Here is a 20766-nt window from a genome sequence, read left to right as displayed (position 1 = left end):
TGTTCGCTCGTCATGCTGTTCTCTCCATCTTCAAATTGAAGACAGGAACAGATCGGGGTCGCTAACGATCGAACAAGGGTGCGAGAAATGGACGCTTACGTCGAAGCCACATTCGCTCACTGCTTTAAGTTTTCCGTTCCCTGTTCTTCGAACCATTTTCCCTGATAAGCTTTGCAGGGAATTACTCAAGAAACTCCTGCAATACAGGCACTTTTCGTATCTGATCCCAGTCTCTCAAGCACCAAATTGGCGAAATTCCCTGTAGAATTCCCTGTTAGCAGCGAATTTCGATGGAGATTTGGTTGCGCGTCACTGCGCCGCCAGCCATGCAGTCTGATATTTTCTGGAATCTCCGAAGAATTAACGAAAAGCCCGCCAATAGCTGGCTTTTGTGCATTCAGCTTTCGCCTCCGCGCGCCCATTTCATGGTCATAGGCAATTGAAATGCCGCAAGTCTCCGGCTGACGCTCCGCTGGCGGTTTCGTCCATGGGTCTTCGACAAGAGCATCCTGGAACCATTTATCCCGGAGATTGGCGTGCTCTGTGACGATAAGCTGAAAGCCTGGCACATCCTTGGTCGTGAACCGCGCAAGAATTTCAAACAGTCTCCTGACGGCGTCCAAGTTTGCGTCCTGTTGCTCTTCTGTCTGTTCAATGGAGCCGCTCGCAGCCCGATAAGCGCTCTCCGATAGGAAGTAGACCTGAGTCGGTTGATCAATCACCATGAACCTTGGGATTGGCTGCTTGTAGTTTGCTGCGAAGCGGTGAAGGGAATGCAGTGCAGCCAATTGATACGCCAGATGGCTGGCTCCTCCCCCGGATTTGTTCATGTAAACAGGTCTGCCCGGACGATCGATCACCACGGTTAGATTATGAAGGTCAAGCCTCGCCGGGAATTCATTAAACTCGCCGTTGAGGCCTTTAATGTATCCCGACATGTGCATGGCGATGTTGCTGAGGTAGCCACCAGCCTAGACTCAGAGTCATCGGCACCCAAACGGCCTTCAATGTCTTCGATGACCGCCTTCAGCCGGCGATCCTCGCTTAGCAGGCGTTCCAGCTCTTCGTCAGTGGCGAGGTTTTCCAGGAAAAGGCTGATGCGGCCAACGACGCGAGCGGCCGCGTTGTTTCGATTGCCCATCTGAGCGATCATTTCGTTGCGGCATCATTCCCTCCATATATTGCCACGGACAGCGCATCGGTCGTCATGCCTTGGCGCGTCGAAAGCCGTACAATCAACGAAGTCGCGCGAAATTCGCCGCGCCGCGCACGACGCCTTCACCCTCTAGATGGAGGTCGCGCCTCACCACGTTCAACAAGGCCTGTTCCGGATCTCCGGCGTTGAAGACGGCCTCGATGCTGCGAACGCAAAGCGCCACTGATTCATGAGCCAGGCTGTAATAGATCTGTTTCGCCTGGCGCCGCGTCGTGACGAGTTCGGCCTTACGGAGTTCCGCGAGCTGTTGGCTGAGCGCAGGCTGTCCGATCCTGGTCGCCGCATCGATTTCCGTGACCGACTTCTCGCCTTCCCGCAATAGCGATAGGATCATCAGGCGCTGAGGTTGAGCGAACTTGCGCAATTTGTCAGCCGCAGAATCTGCTTGCTCGCGCGATTGCCATAACGCCGTCATGCCGCGCTCCGGCAGAACCAATTAGTATCTTTTTGCGTTTTTTCATCGGCAGGCAGGAGTAGCGGTTCTCCGATCTGCCAGTTGGCCGGCGCCAACTTCTGGCCCGACACGGTTGCCTGCAGCGCCGCCACCATCCGCACCATCTCGTCGATTGAGCGGCCGATTGTAAGCGGATAGTGGGTAATCGCGCGAATGACGCCTTCGGGATCTATGAAATAGGTTGCCCGCACGCTCGCGCTGTTCTCGGAAGTTTCGTCAATCATGCCGTAGGCACGACCTACCATCATCGACGGGTCCTCGATCACTGGAAATGGAATCTCCACCGCGAACAGTTCTGCGATCGTCCGGGTCCAGGCGAGGTGCGAATAGAGGCTATCGACCGAAAGACCCAACAGTGCGCAGTCCAGCGCGGCGAAGCGGTCTTGCGCTTTGGCAAGCGCGACAAATTCCGTCGTGCATACGGGCGTAAAATCTGCCGGGTGCGAGAAGAACACGAGCCATCGGCCCCTGTAATCCGAAAGCCGGATCGGACCCTTCGTGGATCGAGCTTCGAAGTCGGGAGCGGTGTCTCCCATCCGCAGCGGAGAAGGAGTGGGGCGGGGCGTCAAGTCGTTCATCAAGAGGGCCATCTTGGAATCACCTGCAGGTTCCTGTCGCTCGACGATTCGGTCGCTACATAACAATTACATAATTTTATAGTTATGAAAATCGTATATCACGACGCCGCCGTCGTAAGAAATAATGCCATACTCCTCAAGTTTGACTGCTTGACTCATATCAATTTCACGATTACATATAATGATATGTGATATTATGTAATTGATGAGCGATGGATGATGGTTGTTGTCGCTTTCGGGCGGCTTGGACCTTGGTCCTTGGCACGAGAGGACCGGCGGGCTGGCGGAGACACCCATCTCTCCTGCTCCCATCTTGAGCCTCGCAACCCGCAATCAGCTCCGCTTGGCCGTTGAGGATGAGGACTGTCCACACCTGCCGAACCCAGGGAGTTCGCAATGAGCTATCCGATCGACATCGCGGTTAAGCCCGAGGTTACTCCGTTCTTCGACCCCGAGACCAACACCATCAGCTATGTCGTCAAGGATCCGTCCTCGTCGTCTTGCGGAGTCATCGATTCCGTCATGGACATCGACTACGCGGCTGGTCGTATCAGTTACAAATCGGCGGATCTGATCATCGCTTATGTCCGTCGTAACGGGTTGCAAGTCGATTGGCTCATCGAAACCCACGCACACGCCGATCATCTTTCGGCCGCGCCATACATCCAGCAACAGCTTGGCGGCAAGCTCGGAATAGGCGAGCACATTGTGACCGTGCAGGAGACCTTCGGAGAAGTTTTCAACGAAGGCACGGAGTTCAAGCGCGATGGCAGTCAGTTCGACCGGCTGTTCAAGGATGGCGATACCTATTCGATTGGCAATATCACCGCGTTTGTCATGCATACGCCGGGACATACACCGGCTTGCACGACCCACGTGATCGGAGACGCCGCCTTCACCGGCGACACGTTGTTTATGCCTGACGCAGGTACGGCGCGGGCAGATTTTCCGGGAGGCGACGCCCGCACATTTTATCGCTCGGTCCGGAAGCTCCTGGAGACATTGCCGCCGGAAACGCGGTTATTTCTATGCCACGATTATGGACCCGACGGTCGCGAGATTCGATGGGAAACGACTGTCCGCGAAGAGCGCATGCACAACATTCATGTTCGCGATGGCGTGAGCGAAAATTCCTTCGTGAAAATGCGCGAAGCCCGCGACAAGACCCTTTCGATGCCGCGTCTCATTTTGCCGTCGCTTCAGGTCAATACACGCGCGGGACACCTGCCTGAACCGGATAAAAGCGGGAAGACATTTCTGAAAGTGCCGATCAACACGCTCTAAGAGCCGAGCGACAAGTCGAATTATCAGCGGGAGGGAGAAACGTATGGACGTGAAGAAATTATCCGACGAACTGAGCGTGTCGGCGCAAATTATGCCGCAGGATATGGTCGCGCTGAAGCAGGCCGGTTTCCGTTCGATCATCTGCAATCGGCCGGACGGTGAGGCTGCCGATCAGCCATCGGCTCGGGAACTGGAATCGGCGGCATCCGCCCGTGGACTCGAGTTCGTCCATCTGCCCGTTGTTCCTGGAAAGATGTCCGATGACGACGCCGTGCAATTCGGGCAGTTGTTGAAGAACCTGCCGAAGCCGGCCCTGGCATTCTGCCGTACCGGAACACGGTCCATTTCGCTTTGGTGTTTGGCGAATGCATCCACGCAACCCCTTCCGGCGCTGCTCGGCGCCGCCAAGGCAGCCGGCTACGATATGTCCGGAATCGTGCGGAGGATCGCTAACGGTGGCAGGACCCCGGTACAGCTGGCAGACGCGAGCTACGATGTCGTCATTGTCGGCGGCGGCGCCGCTGGCATCGCCTGCGCATCTAGCCTGCTGGCGCGCGCACCCAACCTCGGTGTTGCAGTCATCGATCCTGCCGATATTCATTATTATCAGCCCGGATGGACCATGGTCGGCGCCGGCGTCTTCGACGCCGCGTCAACCGTCCATACGATGGCGGCGGTAGTGCCCGCTGGCGTCACCTGGATCAAGGCTGCCGTCACCGCGTTCGAGCCGGCGGAGAACGCTGTCATTCTGGAAGGATGTCGCGTCGTAAAATATAGCCGTCTCGTCGTCTGTCCCGGTCTGAAGCTCGATTGGGCCAAGATCGACGGGCTGACCAAAACGCTCGGTCGCAATGGAGTGACCTCCAACTATCGCTTCGACCTTGCGCCTTATACTTGGGAGCTTGTTCGTTCACTGAAATCGGGAAATGCGATCTTCACGCAGCCGTCGATGCCAATCAAGTGCGCTGGCGCACCGCAGAAGGCGATGTATCTGTCGGCGGATCATTGGTATCGTCAGGGCCGCCTCCGTGACATCGATGTCGGATTCTATAATGCGGGTGGCGTGCTGTTCGGCGTCGCCGATTACGTGCCTGCCTTGATGGAATATGTAAAGAAGTACGATGCGAAGCTGAAGTTCCAGCACAATCTCGTCGCCGTCGATGGGCCGGGAAAGAAAGCGTACTTCACCAAGACCTCCGCCGATGGTTCGACGGAGACCGTCGAAGCGCAATTCGATATGATCCACGTGACACCGCCTCAGTGTGCGCCAGACTTCATCCGTGTAAGTCCACTGGCGGACACAGCCGGATGGGTCGATGTGGATCAGGGAACCCTTCGTCACAAGACATACGCCAATATCTGGTCTCTGGGCGACGTATGCTCAGCTCCGAATGCAAAGACTGCTGCGGCGGCCCGCAAGCAAGCCCCGATCGTTGCCGAGAATATCTGCGTTGATTTGGGTCTTCGAACAAAGCAGGCAGTGTATGATGGTTATGGATCGTGTCCGTTAACCGTCGAGCGCGGCAAAATTGTCCTGGCCGAATTCGGTTATGGTGGAAAGCTTTTGCCGAGCTTCCCCACCTTCATCCTGGACGGCAGGAAGCCGACCCGGGCAGCCTGGTGGCTGAAGGAGAGAATCCTGCCGCCGATCTATTGGCATGCGATGCTCAAGGGTAAGGAGTGGATGGCCGCTCCAGATGTGCGCTGAGGGCGAGCGCGCCCATGGTCCATGACATACTCGCGGTCGGAGCCGGGACTCTGGTGGGGATCGTTCTCGGGCTGATCGGCGGAGGAGGTTCTATCCTCGCCGTCCCACTTCTCGTCTATGTGGTAGGCGTACAATCAACACACGTGGCCATCGGGACTAGTGCGGTGGCTGTTGCACTGAGTGCGCTATCGAGCCTGGTCGTCCATGCCCGCGCCGGCAATGTGCGTTGGCCTTGTGCGCTGGTGTTTGCAGCTTGCGGGATGGTCGGCGCAGGTCTGGGTTCGACGATCGGCAAGTCGTTCGACGGTCAATGGCTGCTCTTCCTGTTCGGGCTGCTCATGATCGTCATCGCACTCCTCATGCTTAGAGAGCCGCAAGGCCAGATCAAGAAGTTCGTTCCATTGACGAAGGCTAGCATGACGGCAGTTGCTCCGCGTCTGGCAGTTTTCGGAAGTGGGACAGGGCTGCTTGCAGGATTCTTCGGCATCGGCGGCGGCTTTCTCGTCGTTCCGGGCCTCGTTGCGGGGGCCCGACTACCCTTGCTGGCGGCAATCGGATCATCCCTGGTATCGGTTTTCGCCTTCGGACTTACGACGGCCGCAAACTATGCTCTATCCGGATTAATCGACTGGCGGTTGGTCGTCATGTTTGTGCTGGGTGGCATCGCCGGCAGTTTTTTTGGTGGCCGGATTGCCGCGCGGTTGGCGAAGCAGAAGCGAGCCTTGTCTATTGTGTTCGCCGTGATAGTTGCGGGCGTCGGTGTCTACGTCGTCGTCCGCGGTTTCGTCGGCTGAAGACTTGATCAAGATGTGGTAATTTAATCTTGCCCAGTTGGGACTGAGACGGTCAGTGTCTCCTCCGAGGCCGACCGATGAAATATCACCGCACTTATGAGACATCCGCTGGCGGTTCTACAACGCACGCCAGCTCGCATAGTCGCCCCACCGATCATTACAGGGCGGTACCAAATGATACGCGCTCGAGCAATTCCGAGTCGATCTAACCAGCGGCATCAACATCGTCACCGTGCGCGCGCAAGCTGCGCCAAACCAGAGAAGCCCAACCGTCTTCAGCGGTTTCCGCAAACTCAATTGGGGTATGAGACGCTTTTTCGTGTCTGTTGCGGGGTCAGCAACTCGAACAATTCGTCCATCGTGCCTAATCGCCGGGAAAGATTGCGAGCGCGTTAGCGCGAATCGCCAGATGCATTTTGCGCATGGCAAAGTAGTGGAAGCGGAAGCTCAATTTCGGCGTAATATAGGGGTTGGGCGCCTGCTCATGCGGCTTCGTTATGTTGAAGCCGATGCTCGACGCGCCGATGTCAGCCGCGCCACGGTTCGCAGCTTCCATGATACCGGAATGGCTCAGTAGCATTCAGCCGCACGCAGTTGGCATTTTCCCCAGCAACCAACTCGTCCCGTCGGCGTTATTCCATGCAAGCGCTTTCATGGCCGTATCAACCGGCATGGGCGTAATTGAGGCTGGAGCGAGGCCATGCAGCGACCGATGTTCGCGATTGAAACAGATCCGGTTGAAGGACTGAGCATTGTGGTCACGCGACCCGATGGAACGCGAGTCGTCATCCGTGGCGGCCAATCCAGCAGCACACTTTCGGAGATTCATCCACGTTGCTCGCAACGCGCGAGCTTCATGGACCGCAACGCGCCGCTAGCGCCCTAAAGCGCCGCTAGCGCCCTAAAGCAAGGAGAATCTGATGTCTATCGAAGCACGAGCCGGCAACCTTACCAAAAGCGACAAGGAGTCGGGCAAAGCCGTCTACGGCGCCGACAAGAAGAAGATCGGGTCGATCGACCACGTGATGCTCAACAAGAGCACCGGAGAAATTGCTTACGCGGTGCTGAGCTTCGGCGGATTTCTCGGCTTCGGCACGGATCAGTTTCCAGTGCCGTGGAAGGTGCTGCGATACGATTCGAATCTCGACGGCTACCATTCCGACATCAGCGAAAACCGGCTGAAGGGCGCGCCAAAGAACGGTACCGATACCATCTTTGACTGGGACGCCCGCTACGCGGAGCTGGACGATTATTACAACGATGAAGTCATCCGGCCCGGATAATCGTCCGTAAACTGATATCGAGCTCAAAGGAGAAAAATGATGGCTAGAATGGAAGACGGACACATCGTCGAGACCGCAACGGAAGCGCGTGGCGCGGAGCGCGGGCCGACGGTACGCAACGTGCTTGTTGCAGGGACCGGTTTGGTCGTGGCGGCGTTCATCATCGTCTACATCTCATACTTCGCAGCCTGAGCCGTACAGACGGCTTGTGGCCAGCTAGCGCGGCCCTGCGTCCATCCCGCAGGGCCGCGCGTCCTTCGAAAGCCCTTCCTCCGAAATCATTATGAGAAGGCCGACACCCGACGCAGATCGTGCCGTGCGTTCGATAAAGCGCGGTATGCAACCGCCGTACGTGGAGGGTCCCCAATGCAATGACATTGAGCAGATACGAGCTACGTATTCGAGCGAAGTTGTTCGCGTGATAAAACGAAGCATCTGAATTAGAACCTAGAGTCATGCCGTTGCCGACATGGTGAGAGGCGCATGCCACGAGTGTTCACGCTGGTTTCTTCGTCCTCCGAAAGACTGGCCGGTCGTATGGCAGTTGGCATCAACAAGCCCGGGCGGAACGAGACGTTCCCACGGGTGACGTCCATTTCAAAGATCGCAGAACGCCATTGACTTATCAGCGTGCTTGCGGAGCGCCTAAGGTGTCCGCCATTCGTGCGCCACGCATCCCCATCGGTTTCGGTTTGCCGGTCGTGGTATCAAACGCCGTTTGATGCTCCATTTCCGCGTCCAATTCCGCGCCCAGTAAGATGAGGATCGCCGAGATCCAAAGCCAAGTCATGAACCCGACCGCTGCGCCGAGCGAGCCGTAGGTTTCATTGAACTTGCCGAAATTCGCGGCATACCATGAGAACAGGGCCGAAGCGGCAAGCCAGGCCAGCGTAGCGATGGTGCTGCCCCAACTGATCCATTTCCAACGCGGCGTTTGCCGGCTGGGGCCAAATCGATACATGCACGCCAGCGCGAGCGCCAAGCCAACAAACATGGCCGGCCATCTCATGATACGAACGAGGAAATCGGCGGCATCCGAAAGCCAAAGATAGTTCAGGATAATCGGGATAACCACAACGCCGCCCAGCGCAGCAAGGATGAATGCGATGCCTGCGATCGTGAACGTCAGCGATATCGCATTAAGCTTGATGTAGCCGCGCTTTTCCTGCTCGCCATAGATGATGTTCAACGTATCGAACATTGATTTCATCGCGGCGTTCGCGCTCCACAGGGAAACGGAAAGCGCGATCATGAAGGTGAAGCCAAGACTCTGAGAACTCTTCGAATTCAGGCGAGTGAGCTGTTCACGCGCCACATCAATCGCGCCGCTCGGCACCACGCCGGACACCTCGTCGAGATGTTTCGCGATGCCGACGGGATCGGAAAACAGGCCATAGATGGCGACAAGCGCCGCGAGAGCAGGAAAGATTGCGAGAATGCTGTAATATGTCACGCCGGCGGCCAAGGACAGGATGCGGTGCTCGCCTATATTCGCATACACGCGAAGCAAAATGTCCTTCCATCCTTTGGCTGAGATTTCGGAAGGAGATCGTGCGTTGCGGCCGCGATCGTCGGTCTCGGATGCGAGAGTTGCGGGCGATGCATTCCGGCGTGATGCGCCAGGCGGTGGCTTCTTGTTGTTTTGCGTGAAAGACCGCTTCAGGACAATGATAGCCAGGATACCGAACATTGCCGCGGCGAGCCCTGCTTCGCTGTCCAGCAATTGGTTAGATCTTCGCTCTGAAACAGCCATGAGTGGCTCACTGTCACCCAGATTAGCTGGATTTTTTCTTTGGGACTTTCTGGCCTTTGTTGCGTGCTTTTGAAAGGCCGATGGCGATGGCCTGCTTGCGACTCTTCACCTTGCCACCCTTGCCGCTGGGGCCGCTTTCGCCGTACCTTTCTTGTAGCGGCGCATCTCCTTTCCAGCCTCTTTCGAGCATAAACGAGCCGAGCACCGGGTTTGGTTCCGAAACGCGAACAGTATATTGTAACCGCTTATTGTGCATGAACATGGGTCTTCTCCGTTGCTTTCGCCTACAACGAACCTGCTATTCATGAACTCGTTCCTAGTTAAAGTTTTCGACTTGAACCAGTTGCTTCGATAGTGGCATTCGCGTTACGTCCGCATCGCTCTCCCAAGGACCCCGATTGCCCCGTCACCGGGTCAGCAGCCTTTGCCATCAGGCACCGCATCGAGAGTGTTCGGCAAAGTCCCGTCGACCACCTGGCGGTGTCGAGGTCAGGCTCTTGGCTTTTATCAGTTCGGTACCGCTCTTCGCACAGCACCTCCAACGCCTTGCGGGCGTGCTCGGCTGTTTTCTTATTGCCAGCTCTTTCGATCACTTCGATCGCCCAAAGCAGATACTGCTTAGCGATCTCGGCATCGACGTCGCACTGAGTCGTGACGTTTTGTCGTCGCGTTTCTACACGCTTCCTTTAGCGTTCTGCCGCGTTCCTGTCGGCCTTCCATCCCGAGAACGCCTTGAAGGCTTCCGCCCGGTCGTGATCGCTTGGCTTGCTGTCGGGGTGCAGGGCCTTTGATATCATTGAGACTGTCTTAAAGCTCATCACGCCCTGTTTCTGGCTCTGCTGCTTGTCGAAGTGCTTACGCATGGCAGCGATCTCTTTGCGAAGTTCGTTGTTCGTCTTTTGAAGCTGAGCAATGCGAGGATCATTGGTAACTCTCTCCCTTGCCGCCTCTGTCACCTTGGATGCCGCGTCACGGCGAGTGTGCTCTGCCTGCAGACGTTCCATATCTCGGCGTAGATCGGCGATCTGTTCGGGCTCAGCCTTGCGGGAAGCAGCCAACAGTTTCCGCAGCTCGTCGTTTTCGATTTTCATCCTAAGCAACGCGGCGGTAGCCGGTGGCGCGGCCTTGGTGGCCGCTGCCAGTTGCGCGCGCAGCCGCTCGATCTCGTGCTGCGCCTTGATCAGTTCCCGAGACGATCCGTCGGCCTCCGCTGTCGTTGGACCACGCTCTTGCCGTAGCCCTCGCCATTGGCGATGGCGTTCCGCGCCGGTCATTGCTCTGTCGCCTATCGGACGTCGTGGCAAACGGCGCTCCTGTTTCGTCTCGCGTCAGTATGATGGAATGAAGCTGAGGGGCAAGGTTTTCGTTCCGCGCCAGTATGAGGCAGACTGGTAAGGTGACGGCGGCTAGGGATGGGTGGCGCGGATGTGCCGCTGGTCGGGAATTTTACGGCCCCCAGAAAATCCAGTTCCCTGCATTCATATGGGAATTCCGCATCGGACCACTGACAAGGAAAGCGGTTTCGCACAACAGGCTAGCAAACGGACTAAGCGTCCCTTGTCACGGACAACGTGGCCTCTTGCTGTTTGTGTCCACGATTTCGTGGATTTGGCGCGCTCTCTTGTCCTGGATAGGGCTCGCGCAAGCATTCAAGTCGTTCCGCACGATCTTGATCGACCTTCATCTCCAGTTGTCCTCATGCTGTTCGGGGATGTAGATGTCCCGAGGTTGGACTTGGCCTTTCGCTCGCGGCTCGCCATCGTGTCCCAGTCTTTGACATTTTCTTTAATAAATTTCGCACAGCGCGTCGATGCCGGCTGATTTGGCGAAACCGACATCTCGTTGGCGTTGCCTTCGAAAGCTGACGTTCGCCGGGCAGCTTCCCTGGTTCCAAGAGGGATCATTTCGAAGATGCAGGCTAACCGAACCTGATTCCTATCCGCCCGGCTTTGCGCCAGGCTACACGACACGGAAGCCGCAGCCGGTCGTTCGGTATGATCAGGATGAACTCGTCTGGAATTCCTACCGGGCTTTGCACATCGAGCGCTGCGCCAAACTGCGATAAATTTCGCACGGTGCAATCGATTGCGCCGCCAGCGCCGATTTGAATGCTGCCGGCCTTCAGGACCCGCTGGCGCTTTGTGCTGCGACGTTCGTCCATAGCCCGCTCGAACAATCAGAATGGATCACAAACTTCCCGCTGGCGAGGCGGCTCTGGATCGCGCGAGGGGTTGTCGAGGCGGGTAGGCTCGACGGGCCTGGCAGGTTCAGTCCGGCGTCTCGACTGCACCGAGAAACCACCCCTTATTGGTGCATAAACACACTCTATAGCAATGTAGGCGCTATTTCCCCATTGAGCCAAAGTCGAATCGGCTAGTCTTATCCCCATTGTGGAGGGTGCCTCATGGATACTGAGAAAAAGCCAGATAAAGAGGACGACGAACCCAAACAGGGTATTGGCAACGCCATCGGCAACCTGATTGCAAGCAGTACCACCCTGCTGGCGCATTCAGCCGAGGCGGTTGTGGACCGGTTTAAGAAAGAGAAGAGGGCTCCAGTGAAAGCAGTCTCGAAGGCTAGGAAGAAATCGAAGAAGTCGGCCATTCCCAAGAAGAAAGCAAAAGCTTCCAAAAAAGCCACACCGAAGAAAAGTGCCGGTAGAAAAGCCGCCAAGAAGGTAACCAAAAAGTCCACTAAGAAATCTGCTCCAAAAAAGAGCGCGAAAAAGACCGCAAAGAAGGTCGCCAAGAAATCGAAGTCAAGGAAATCCAAACGCTGACCTGGGGACGCAGTCGAAGTGTGCATGATCTCGAACACCCTAACTCCAGGAGCGGATTCGTCGAACCTCCGCACCGAGAAGCTATGGTGGTGAGCCCATGTCCTTCGGGAGAATGAAAGAGCGAGGAGTTGGCAGAGCTGCCGCAGTCTTTTTGCTAATGACTTCACCGGCAGTAGCCGGCGAGTCGCCTGCAGAACTGATCTCCGACTTCCGGCTCATGCATGGCGAAGTTGCCGTCGTGCGTGATGAAACCCTTGACCGCATTGCGCTGGAGCAAGCACGAGCGATGGCGGCAAAGAACGAACTGAGTCATGAGACGCTGGGTTCGTTTACCAGCCGGGTCGCACCGGCGCGAGCGGGGCGTGCCGCCGAGAACATTGCCTATGGCCATGATGGTTTCAAGCAAACGCTCAGCCAATGGATCGGCTCTTCCGGCCACCGCAAGAACCTGCTGTTGCACAATGCGTCTCGCGTAGGGATTGCGAGTGCCAAGGACGCGAGCGGCAAGCGCACTTACTGGACCCTTGTGATCGCCGGTGATTACGAAGCGAGACCGCCCGGTAAGAAGCCAAAGGAGCATCCTATTGCTAGGAAACGTGATGCGACTCGCGCGCCGAGTACACATTAGCTGAACCCCCGCGCTGAACGATCAGGCAATGGGTCGTGCTTGACCTCGTGAAATACTCGAACGGAGATTTAAAATCGGGAAAAATTAGTGCGCCGCGATTAGGGCGTCGATATCCTCCTCGTTAAGCGGTGCAGTAGTACTGCCACGAGCACTTCGGCTCAGTGTGGATTAGGACCGACTGAGACCGGCTCCCCCAAGCCAAGGGGAACAATCACGTTCGCGGATGATTGTCGGCTCGCAAGTCAACCGCACGGATCATCGCCATGGCTTTCAGATATCCCTCGTTCAATCGCCGCGGGTTCGTCGGGCTCGCCGGATCGGCGGCGGCTTTCCTCTCATGCGCCTGCGGCCGCGCCCACGCGCAGCAGCCGGAGAAAGGCGGCGCCATTCCCGGCGGGGAGAAATCCGCCAAGAGCACGATGCTCGGCGCGGGGGCGGACCTTCTTCAGAGCCGCGGCCCCGTCAGCGCGATCAACATGTATCTCAACGGCTTTCACTTCTACGCCGACGACATGGGCCGGCAGATCGAAGCGCACCACTATTGCAGCCACGTGACCGAGGAATTCTACCAGTGCGTCATCTATGACGGGAACGAGCCCCACTCCCGGCTAATAGGCATCGAGTACATCGTCTCGGAGCGCATCTTCAAGACGCTGCCTGAGGAGGAGAAGGCGCTGTGGCACAGCCACCGCCACGAGGCGCTCGCAGGCGAGCTGCTGATGCCGGGAATACCGGCGACGGTGCAGCACATCGCCATGGCTACGCTCGTGTCCACCTACGGGAAGACGTGGCACACCTGGCAGGTAGACAAGGACTCCGCGCTTCCTACCGGCATCCCGCAACTGATGATGGGCTTCACGGCGGACGGCCAGCTCAAGCCCGAGATGATCAAGAGCCGGGACAAGGAGCTGGGCACCTACACCTCGCAAGCGAAAAAGTCCCGCGAGGATTTGGCGAGCTCCGCGCCGCAGCCCGACGCGGCGGCAGACGCATGGAAGAGCGGCACGACACCGCAGCTCGTCCTGACTAAGACGCCGATTATAAACAAGCGGTAGCCGACTGTCGGAGGTCCACCTCGCCGAGATCCAAACCGCCGAGGGCCGATCGCGCCTTTTCGTCGGAATCGACAGAGCATCCAATTTTATCTTTGGAAGGCTCAACGGTCCTCGCCGCGGCTTGCCTCTCGGCACAGGAATAGGATCGATTGGGCAGGAACTTTGACTACCGCGTCAAGTTTCTGCTGTAGGCAACTAAGGGGAAAACCTTGTTCGCAGCCGCGGCCGAGCAGGCGATCGTCGATCCTAAGGATGCAGCGGAGTCGGCCGGGCTGAGATATGTCTCAGACGGTAAGCCCGGCATACGACGGCGGAGATCGGGCAAAGGATTCTGCTACACTCGTGCTGACGGCTCCAGGCTCGCAGAGGCAAATGCACTCAGTCGCATCAAGTCGCTCGCAATTCCGCCGGCTTGGACTGACGTGTGGATTTGTCCGTTTGCGTATGGGCATATTCAAGCGACGGGCCGCGACGCGAAAGGCAGAAAGCAGTATCGCTACCACCCGCGTTTCCGTGAGGTGCGCGAGAGCACCAAATTCGAGCACGTGGTGGCGTTCGCTGAGGCTCTGCCTGGGATTCGAGCCCAGATACGCGAGCACATGGCATGTCGGGGACTCCGGCGAGAGAAAATTCTTGCTACGGTCGTATACCTTCTCGAAACCACTCTTATCCGCGTCGGGAACGATGACTATGTGAAGCAAAACAATAGCTATGGTCTAACCACGCTGAAGACCCGCCACGCGACGGTGGAGGGCAACGAAGTCCGCTTCCGATTTATCGGTAAGAGTGGCAAGCAGTGGTCGCTGCGCGTGAGAAACCGGCGCATCGCAAAAATCATCAGGGCCTGCCAGGAGCTTCCTGGCCAAGAGTTATTGCAGTACCTGGATGAAGATGGGAAGCCGCAAGACGTGACCTCAGGCGACGTCAACGAGTATCTGAAGGAGATCACCGGACGGAACATCACAGCAAAGGATTTTCGGACTTGGGCTGGTACCGTCCTTGCAGCCATGGCCTTGAATGAGGTGAAGGCCTTCGACAGTGCGGCCCAGGCCAAGCGCAACCTTCGCTCCGCAATTGAGAACGTGGCGGCGCGCTTGGGCAACACCCCGACCATCTGTCGCAAATGTTACGTGCACCCCGAGGTGCTGACATCATATCTCGACGGTAACCTCGTGCTTGAAATCAAAAAGGCGGTCGAGAATGAGTTGCGGGACGGGTTGGACGGCCTCAAGCCGGAGGAGGCAGCGGTTCTAGCTATGTTACGGGGGCGGTTAACCCGAGAACTCTCCGGCAATGTGAACGCTGCCTAGCTATATGGTGAGATGCTCGCCACACGCCGAGCTTCTCTTTAGGGCGAGAAATAGCTTGTGGACGCGAGACGCTCAATGCGGCGCGGCGGGAAGGTTAAAGGTTCCTCAGAACAGCCGAGAGAGGCAGCTCCGGATATAGCACGGATCGTGCATCTGTCTCGGCCCGAGCATCCGAACCATGTCTGGTCTCATCACTTCGTTGTAGGCGGGGAAGCCGCCGGACCCACGCCGCAAATGTTCGAGGCGGATAACTATCGCGATAGTTTCTGAAGGCTGCTCGGTTTCGAATTGATGCAGCGTTATGGCGACCAGGCCGCGTTCGTTTCCGCCGGCGGGTACCATCACCACATTGGACTAAACACGTGGGAGAGCAAGGGTGGCTCTCCGCCAGCGCCCGGCACAACGGGGCTATTTCACACCGCGATTGTGTATCCGACACGCGCTGCGCTTGCCGAAGCGTTGCGCCGGGTGCGCGAAGCGGGCATTCACCTCGATGCTGCCAGCGATCACGGCGTCAGCGAGGCGCTGTACTTGCGGGACCCCGATCAGAATGGCGTGGAACTGTATTGGGATCGGCCAGCGGAGGAATGGCCGCGCGATGCAGACGGCGGCCTTGCCATGTTCACGCGCCAGCTCGATCTCGACGATCTTCTTCGTCATCGGGAAATTTAAGCGGTACGAGGTGATCTGTCCGCTAGGACGGCGCCTTCGCGGATCGCCGAGATCCAAAGCCACGTCAACAGGCGCAATTAGGCATCTGACGACGGCTGACTTTGCAAGAATGATCGAAGTTCATCGTCAGGGCAATTACGCAACTAGTGCAGAAATCCAAACAGCCAAAGCAGAAGTATGATTGGGAGCGGAATACCGAGTAACCAAAGAAGAGCGCCCTTACCCATTATTATATCCTCCGGCTTTTCCGAGCCGTGAAGTAACAACGAGCGTTCGTGTTGGTTCCTTCAAAATCTGTTCGGACTTGCGGGAAAAACGGCAAGACTTTTCGGGTTCTTCCCAGGCGGAATGTAAGTGCCCGCGCGGCGAAGTTTTTTGTAACGCAATCCGAGTAACTTAATGCTTTAGAGCAACCCGACGCGGACGAGGAGGCGCTATGCATGGACGCCTCCCCCGGTGATGGCAGTGTTCCAGTGTTGAAAGCATGACCAACCGCTCCAGCGGGAGAACATCGAAGTCGCGGGCAGGCGCGAGCTTATCGAATCCTGACGACCCTGCTGCGCAGGGCAGCTTGAAAGGGGTGGGTTATATCCACCCCTTGTACTCACTATTTATGCACTAACGTGGCGCATCCATCGACAGCTTCACTGTATTACCATCAACTGAAGCCACCGGTTGCTTGTCGATATAGTGATGTTGACCATCGGAGCCCTTGGTCGGTTTGATACGGTTGCCCTCGACACCGTCAACGGTTCCGACGTGGGGCCGCCGTCCTTGCCGACGACTGTCATGTGTTCTTTGATTTCATTCATGGCGTTCTCCTTAGGCGGAGCTAACGCCCATAATCGGCGAACGTTGTGTCAACTTGTCGCAATACTAGAAAGGGCTAGGAGCGCGCACGGCGCACCATGGCGCATAGAGTCTAACCTCGTCTATGCTGTACGGTCGATTGCTTATATGTGAGAAGATTAAGGTTCATCTCAAATAGGTATCGACGGCTGCGTCCCACCGGAGAGCCGTCAGCGGCGCGCGGCCTTTCTGAGCAGGAGGCCGCTGGCTAGCGGTAACGTTCACAGCCAGATGAGGCCAAGAAGCTGTAGGCAAGAGGCGTGCAGTGTGGAAGTGACCAGGCACATGAAGAAGGCTCCAAAATAACGACTTCTGGAGCCGAGCATACCAAGAATTTTTGAGAGCAATCTCAGTCGTTCGTTTTGAGGTTCTTTAAGCGCTCGTATCGCGCCTTGCTTCCTCAATGCTCGTCTCGAGCGTTGCGATCATCGCTCTGTAGTCTTCTGCGAGTTTGGCGAATGCCTTGCGTTTATGCAGATCCGTCGCGAGCCTGCTGATGAGAGCGCAATCCTCCGCGTCGTCTTTCAACTTTTGGAGCCTGTTCAGAAGGTCTTTCATGGAGCGGACCTCAACGGACCTTTGGTGTTGGCGACGGATCGAAGCAACGTGTTCGCTCGGATGCGCTGACCGCGCCCGCCTCGTCGATAATTTTCAATATCTGATCATGAACCGGCCGCCGTTTTCGAGGCAGTTCCTCGGCGAGCACGTTCTCATTGTCCAATTCATGCCGTAGTCTTCGGAGGATTGCTAATTGATGTGCGAGTTGTTGCTTCTGGGAAGAGATTTGTGCGAGCGAAAGCTCAAGGAAGGCTGTTCTGGCTTGATCAGTCCACACGATGGAATCCACGTCATATTCCCCAAGGCTTTTCGTACCACTGAGCAGTATCGCAGCGGACCGTTTTGCGGCGATCTAGGTCTTCGGCGGTATCCTGCGCGGTACTATTCCCCGCCTGCTGGCTGTCCCGGTGACTCAGGCTGCTTGGCCGCGTCCTTCTGTTCTTGCATCCCGGACTGTTGTACGCGCTTTAGATCCTTGGGCTGTTCTTGCCCCTTCTCGTCGCGAATGATGCCGTGATCTTTGCTATGTGCCATGCCAGACAACCTGCTAATCGCCTGGACGTTCCTGAGACGCGTTTTGTTTCAGCATCGCAGCTAGTCGTCTGCCCGTGCCTGGAACAATCGAGATGCCCCTCGGTTTCCCTTCCTAACCTAACAAGGGAGGGGTTGCATGGCTGTTGAAGAAAGAGAGACCGGCACATTGATCGGTAGCGACAAGGTCGAGGGTACCGCTGTCTACGGCCCCGACGACCAGAAGATCGGCTCGATTGAGCGCGTCATGATTGAAAAGACGAGCGGCCGCGTGTCGTATGCAGTTCTCGGTTTTGGTGGCTTCCTCGGCATAGGCAACGACCATTATCCGCTTCCCTGGCACAGCTTGAAGTATGACACCACGCTTGGCGGCTATCGGACCGGAATTACGGTGGATAAGCTCAACGGCGCACCAAAGTATGCAGACGAGAACAACTGGAACTGGTCGGATCCAAATCGCCCTAAAGCGGTCGACGATTATTATTCCTTGTAAGCGGGGGTTCCGGCGTTACGCGCGGCGGAATATCGCCCGCGTACGCCGACCGCGCTCCACGGCTAATTCGGAAGGATCAAAATGATTGTCTGGAAAGCGACCGTTGCTTTAGCGCTTATCGCAATATGTGCGTCTGTCGAATCCGCTGCGGCTCAAACTCCTGATCCAGAGCTGGATTTATGCCGATCCACCGGATTAGCCGCCCTTCGGCAGCTAAACCCGGCCATTAAAGACGTCTCACTCGACGTCGAGGGCATGACGGTCGCAAAGGCAAATACGAAAATTGAGGACACGCCGCTCAAGACGGTCGTCATCGGTGACGCTTATCTGGAAAAAGGGAAGCAAGATACAAGGCGCACCTTCCTTTGTCTCATCGGCGAAAAAGGGAAAGTGCTTTTGACATTTTTTACTGACAAGTAGCGTCGACACACACGTCACCGGCTGGATGCGGCCAAGAGAGCAATCCTCGCCTCTCTGGCTCGGGCTGTGATTGGTGCTATCTACTTTCGTTTTGGAATTAGAATGTCTTCACGAGTAGGGAGTACTGAAAGCAGGCGAACGCTGGACCCGGAAAAATCTTCCCAACGCCAACTTGCAATCCGCAAAACACGTCACGCATCACGCTGGCTCCTTGTGGACACACTTAACGACACCTGACAGGTATTGAGGCATAGATTCGCACAGGGAAGATTGCGTCCGCCGATCCGGAGAAATCCGCGGGCGGTTTTTTTGATGCCACGGAAGTCCAGGCGCCGCTCCAAGCTGGTGGCCTGACTCTGCGTAGAGATCCCAATTACTTCTTGCGTGACTTCGTCGCTTCCGATTGCATAAGACCCTTCATACTTGGCGCCGCCGCGCTCACTTTGGATTTTTCTTTCCTCGGCTTCTTTGCTTCGCGGTTCCCGCGTTGCTCACGTTTAGCCATAGCTTAGTCCTCCGGACCGGATGGGCCATAGATTAAGACTAGCACGGCAGGGATACGGCCGCAGTGGCATTCGGTATCAGTAAACTGAATATGAGCATCCCACTGCGAACCAACTACCCGACGTCCTGAGTGGCGATTGCTATAGCATGCGGCTGCAAAGAGCGCGGAGACGCCATCTTGCGCGGGGTTACCTCTGTCGCCAAGGGCGATCTCAATCAGACTGCCGCGGAACTGAAATTCATAGTCAAGTCTGCGACCAGGGATGCGGCGGTCGCGCTCCGACAAAAGACCGCACGGATCAAATCGAGGTTGATACGCTGATGACTGAAGGTGTGTCGATATGCCTCGTCGCTGAGGTGCGCGCGACGATCCTTGTTCAGCGCAGCATCGTGTCGTCTGGCGTGACGCAGGTTGCCGAGCGCGATCGCAACATGAAGACCGACGTCAAGTTCGTAGCTGAGCAGCTCCGCGATAACGAGGAGCTCGAGCGCCGCGCCAGATTCAAGGCAGCCCTAACCGCGGCGATGATGTCAACCACTGATTAACTAAATTTTCTCTGGAGGAAACTGCGACAGTTTTGGGACGTTATTTTTGATGACTCGGCGATGAGAGCCGAGCCTGACCGCATGCGTTCAACGTTCGGCGTCCTCAAGAGCGAAGTCTGAGCGAAAATAGGATCTTAACATGTCGACAAAAAATAGAGCCCCCAGGCCGACCCAAACGACCAATTACAGGACAAGAACAAGCGGGAGGATCCGAACCAAAAGCAAGCCGGGAGAAGAGGACATAAGACCAAGAATGGAAGATATGCGGCCTGAAGGATCGCAGTTGCATATACCGACGCCGCTCCCGCAGCAGCCTCAGCCAGTAATCAGCATCGTAGCTGTCGAACAGCTTCTGCGGGCTTATGGCTGCGCGGCTAATGTGTGCAGCGACGAGCACGGGCAAGTGATTGCTACGGCCGCCAACCCGAGAATGCAGCCGGAGGTAGATAGGAGATTGCAAGAGGTGCTAAGAATGAAGGTCAATACCGAGAACCCTCAAAAGGGCCGGCGCTGACAAAAGTTGGCGCCCGCGTGTGGCGGGCGAGGCTGCTACGAAGCGCGGGTCGAAATGGAAATAGACGCGCGGCGTGATTTTTCCACCTCTAACGCCGCAACCGCGTTTAAATGATCTGAATTGTCAGATGGTCAATGTAGCGACGCTGGCCCAAGATTTCGAGTGATCTTGATCGTTGGCAAGGACTCTATGGTCGATTTAGCTTTTGGGACAGGACCATTTCTCTTGGCATTTCAGCGAGGGTGGCCTTTTTAATTCGCTGTTCCATGCCGTTCCATAGTGGGATCTTGAAAACAGAGATCCTGCCCAATGGTTCCTGAGTACGTTTGGAACACAGGAACGTCTCGGCATCCCGGCCTCACGCTCGTGGCCTCCACCATCGACGGCAGCTGATTACTGTCGTTAAGTCGCCCCCTTCAGCTCGGCAACGTCCGCGCCGGACCGCATGGCGCGGCCGGTCAGCGCCGCGCCGACGACGAACTCCAGCGCTCGCTGGCCGGTTGCGTCAACGAACGCCGGAAAGTGGTGCCGCTCACCGTCGACCAAGACCGTGGCTGCCGACGCGATGTTCGCGCCCCAACGCGATCACGTCCAGGCGGCCGCCGCTATGTAGTGCGAGCATTCGCTCAATCGAGAGGTGGGGAACGGTCGCATATTCGTCGACGAACACTGGCTTCAGGTAGCGGTTGAACCGCTGCAGCGACTCGTCGCCGAGGTGCGGGAACCGCCCAACGCCAGCTGCGGATAGAAAGTTCGGCCGTCTATCATGTCGGGATCGATACCGAGGCGCACTAAGCGCGCGCGCGGCTGCGCCTCAAAGATCGTCACCCTTGCCGG

At 56.8% G+C, this 20766-nt stretch carries 22 protein-coding genes and 3 pseudogenes; 13 read left to right on the top strand and 12 right to left on the bottom strand.

Annotated features, from left to right (window positions below; genetic code table 11):
- Window positions 1-185 precede the first annotated feature (185 nt).
- The 3 genes from B2M20_RS15730 to B2M20_RS15720 form a co-directional block, all read right to left on the bottom strand.
- On the bottom strand, window positions 186-938 hold the full coding sequence (locus B2M20_RS15730; RefSeq protein WP_244553557.1) for a DUF3732 domain-containing protein: 753 nt from the start codon (window positions 936-938) through the stop codon (window positions 186-188).
- A gap of 297 nt (window positions 939-1235) precedes the next feature.
- Window positions 1236-1631, bottom strand: a complete 396-nt coding sequence (locus B2M20_RS15725) for an ArsR/SmtB family transcription factor (RefSeq protein ID WP_079447973.1) — start codon at window positions 1629-1631, stop codon at window positions 1236-1238.
- A complete protein-coding gene (locus B2M20_RS15720) occupies window positions 1628-2260 on the bottom strand; it encodes a peroxiredoxin (RefSeq protein WP_079447972.1) in 633 nt (210 codons plus the stop codon). The genes B2M20_RS15725 and B2M20_RS15720 overlap by 4 nt, the downstream gene beginning before the upstream one ends.
- Window positions 2261-2644: 384 nt before the next feature.
- Here B2M20_RS15720 and B2M20_RS15710 point away from each other — a divergent pair, with 384 nt between their 5' ends.
- The 3 genes from B2M20_RS15710 to B2M20_RS15700 are packed head-to-tail and all read left to right on the top strand — an operon-like array spanning window position 2645 to window position 6034.
- Window positions 2645-3532, top strand: a complete 888-nt coding sequence (locus B2M20_RS15710; RefSeq protein WP_079447970.1) for an MBL fold metallo-hydrolase — start codon at window positions 2645-2647, stop codon at window positions 3530-3532.
- Window positions 3533-3575: 43 nt separating this feature from the next.
- Window positions 3576-5240 (top strand): bifunctional protein tyrosine phosphatase family protein/NAD(P)/FAD-dependent oxidoreductase, encoded by a 1665-nt coding sequence (locus B2M20_RS15705; protein WP_079447969.1) that lies wholly within the window; start codon window positions 3576-3578, stop codon window positions 5238-5240.
- A gap of 14 nt (window positions 5241-5254) precedes the next feature.
- Complete coding sequence (locus B2M20_RS15700) at window positions 5255-6034, top strand: sulfite exporter TauE/SafE family protein (RefSeq protein ID WP_079447968.1); 780 nt, start codon at window positions 5255-5257, stop codon at window positions 6032-6034.
- A 364-nt stretch (window positions 6035-6398) separates the two neighbouring features.
- Here B2M20_RS15700 and B2M20_RS20810 read toward each other — a convergent pair whose 3' ends face one another.
- Window positions 6399-6590 (bottom strand): LOG family protein, encoded by a 192-nt coding sequence (locus tag B2M20_RS20810; RefSeq protein ID WP_420799320.1) that lies wholly within the window; start codon window positions 6588-6590, stop codon window positions 6399-6401.
- 364 nt (window positions 6591-6954) lie between these two features.
- On the opposite strand from B2M20_RS20810, the gene B2M20_RS15685 reads away from it, so the two are divergent.
- Together B2M20_RS15685 and B2M20_RS19815 are read left to right on the top strand one after the other, a co-directional pair.
- A complete protein-coding gene (locus B2M20_RS15685) occupies window positions 6955-7317 on the top strand; it encodes a PRC-barrel domain-containing protein (protein ID WP_079447966.1) in 363 nt (120 codons plus the stop codon).
- Between the two features lie 39 nt (window positions 7318-7356).
- A complete protein-coding gene (locus B2M20_RS19815) occupies window positions 7357-7509 on the top strand; it encodes a hypothetical protein (protein WP_173816036.1) in 153 nt (50 codons plus the stop codon).
- Window positions 7510-7942: 433 nt separating this feature from the next.
- Here B2M20_RS19815 and B2M20_RS15680 read toward each other — a convergent pair whose 3' ends face one another.
- From B2M20_RS15680 to B2M20_RS15660, 4 genes and pseudogenes are all read right to left on the bottom strand, one after another.
- On the bottom strand, window positions 7943-9070 hold the full coding sequence (locus B2M20_RS15680; protein ID WP_139372929.1) for a YihY/virulence factor BrkB family protein: 1128 nt from the start codon (window positions 9068-9070) through the stop codon (window positions 7943-7945).
- A gap of 28 nt (window positions 9071-9098) precedes the next feature.
- Window positions 9099-9301 (bottom strand): annotated as a pseudogene (locus B2M20_RS15675) (DUF6496 domain-containing protein); the annotation flags it as partial.
- A 455-nt stretch (window positions 9302-9756) separates the two neighbouring features.
- Complete coding sequence (locus B2M20_RS15670) at window positions 9757-10344, bottom strand: hypothetical protein (RefSeq protein WP_079447964.1); 588 nt, start codon at window positions 10342-10344, stop codon at window positions 9757-9759.
- A gap of 644 nt (window positions 10345-10988) precedes the next feature.
- The gene (locus B2M20_RS15660; protein WP_079447962.1) at window positions 10989-11231 is read right to left on the bottom strand and encodes a PilZ domain-containing protein; all 243 of its coding nucleotides are present in this window, start codon (window positions 11229-11231) and stop codon (window positions 10989-10991) included.
- A gap of 243 nt (window positions 11232-11474) precedes the next feature.
- On the opposite strand from B2M20_RS15660, the gene B2M20_RS15655 reads away from it, so the two are divergent.
- The 5 genes and pseudogenes from B2M20_RS15655 to B2M20_RS15635 form a co-directional block, all read left to right on the top strand.
- Window positions 11475-11849: a hypothetical protein gene (locus B2M20_RS15655; protein ID WP_079447961.1), complete on the top strand. Its 375-nt coding sequence runs from the start codon at window positions 11475-11477 to the stop codon at window positions 11847-11849.
- 157 nt (window positions 11850-12006) lie between these two features.
- Entirely contained in the window at window positions 12007-12477 is a 471-nt protein-coding gene (locus tag B2M20_RS15650; protein WP_244553556.1) for a CAP domain-containing protein, read from the top strand.
- A 263-nt stretch (window positions 12478-12740) separates the two neighbouring features.
- Entirely contained in the window at window positions 12741-13532 is a 792-nt protein-coding gene (locus tag B2M20_RS15645) for an OBAP family protein (RefSeq protein WP_079447959.1), read from the top strand.
- Window positions 13533-13741: 209 nt separating this feature from the next.
- Window positions 13742-14842 carry a DNA topoisomerase IB gene (locus B2M20_RS15640; protein ID WP_079447958.1) on the top strand — a complete coding sequence of 367 codons (1101 nt, stop codon included), beginning with the start codon at window positions 13742-13744 and terminating at the stop codon, window positions 14840-14842.
- 273 nt (window positions 14843-15115) lie between these two features.
- A pseudogene (locus tag B2M20_RS15635) lies at window positions 15116-15514 on the top strand (VOC family protein); the annotation flags it as partial.
- 618 nt (window positions 15515-16132) lie between these two features.
- On the opposite strand, the pseudogene B2M20_RS15630 reads toward B2M20_RS15635, so the two are convergent.
- Together B2M20_RS15630 and B2M20_RS19215 are read right to left on the bottom strand one after the other, a co-directional pair.
- Window positions 16133-16326 (bottom strand): annotated as a pseudogene (locus B2M20_RS15630) (DUF2171 domain-containing protein).
- A 605-nt stretch (window positions 16327-16931) separates the two neighbouring features.
- Window positions 16932-17210, bottom strand: a complete 279-nt coding sequence (locus B2M20_RS19215; protein WP_139372928.1) for a hypothetical protein — start codon at window positions 17208-17210, stop codon at window positions 16932-16934.
- Between the two features lie 381 nt (window positions 17211-17591).
- On the opposite strand from B2M20_RS19215, the gene B2M20_RS15620 reads away from it, so the two are divergent.
- Together B2M20_RS15620 and B2M20_RS15615 are read left to right on the top strand one after the other, a co-directional pair.
- Window positions 17592-17945 (top strand): PRC-barrel domain-containing protein, encoded by a 354-nt coding sequence (locus B2M20_RS15620; RefSeq protein ID WP_079447955.1) that lies wholly within the window; start codon window positions 17592-17594, stop codon window positions 17943-17945.
- Window positions 17946-18026: 81 nt separating this feature from the next.
- Window positions 18027-18365 carry a hypothetical protein gene (locus B2M20_RS15615; protein ID WP_079447954.1) on the top strand — a complete coding sequence of 113 codons (339 nt, stop codon included), beginning with the start codon at window positions 18027-18029 and terminating at the stop codon, window positions 18363-18365.
- 373 nt (window positions 18366-18738) lie between these two features.
- Here B2M20_RS15615 and B2M20_RS20595 read toward each other — a convergent pair whose 3' ends face one another.
- Window positions 18739-18870: a hypothetical protein gene (locus B2M20_RS20595; RefSeq protein WP_274533970.1), complete on the bottom strand. Its 132-nt coding sequence runs from the start codon at window positions 18868-18870 to the stop codon at window positions 18739-18741.
- Window positions 18871-19190: 320 nt separating this feature from the next.
- Here B2M20_RS20595 and B2M20_RS15605 point away from each other — a divergent pair, with 320 nt between their 5' ends.
- Complete coding sequence (locus tag B2M20_RS15605; RefSeq protein ID WP_079447952.1) at window positions 19191-19415, top strand: hypothetical protein; 225 nt, start codon at window positions 19191-19193, stop codon at window positions 19413-19415.
- A 916-nt stretch (window positions 19416-20331) separates the two neighbouring features.
- On the opposite strand, the gene B2M20_RS19630 is transcribed toward B2M20_RS15605, so the two are convergent.
- On the bottom strand, window positions 20332-20475 hold the full coding sequence (locus B2M20_RS19630; protein ID WP_158081551.1) for a hypothetical protein: 144 nt from the start codon (window positions 20473-20475) through the stop codon (window positions 20332-20334).
- Between the last annotated feature and the right edge of the window lie 291 nt (window positions 20476-20766).

Source organism: Nitrobacter vulgaris (assembly GCF_002028545.1).
GTDB lineage: Bacteria > Pseudomonadota > Alphaproteobacteria > Rhizobiales > Xanthobacteraceae > Nitrobacter > Nitrobacter vulgaris.
This window is presented reverse-complemented; position numbering and strand designations above follow the sequence as displayed.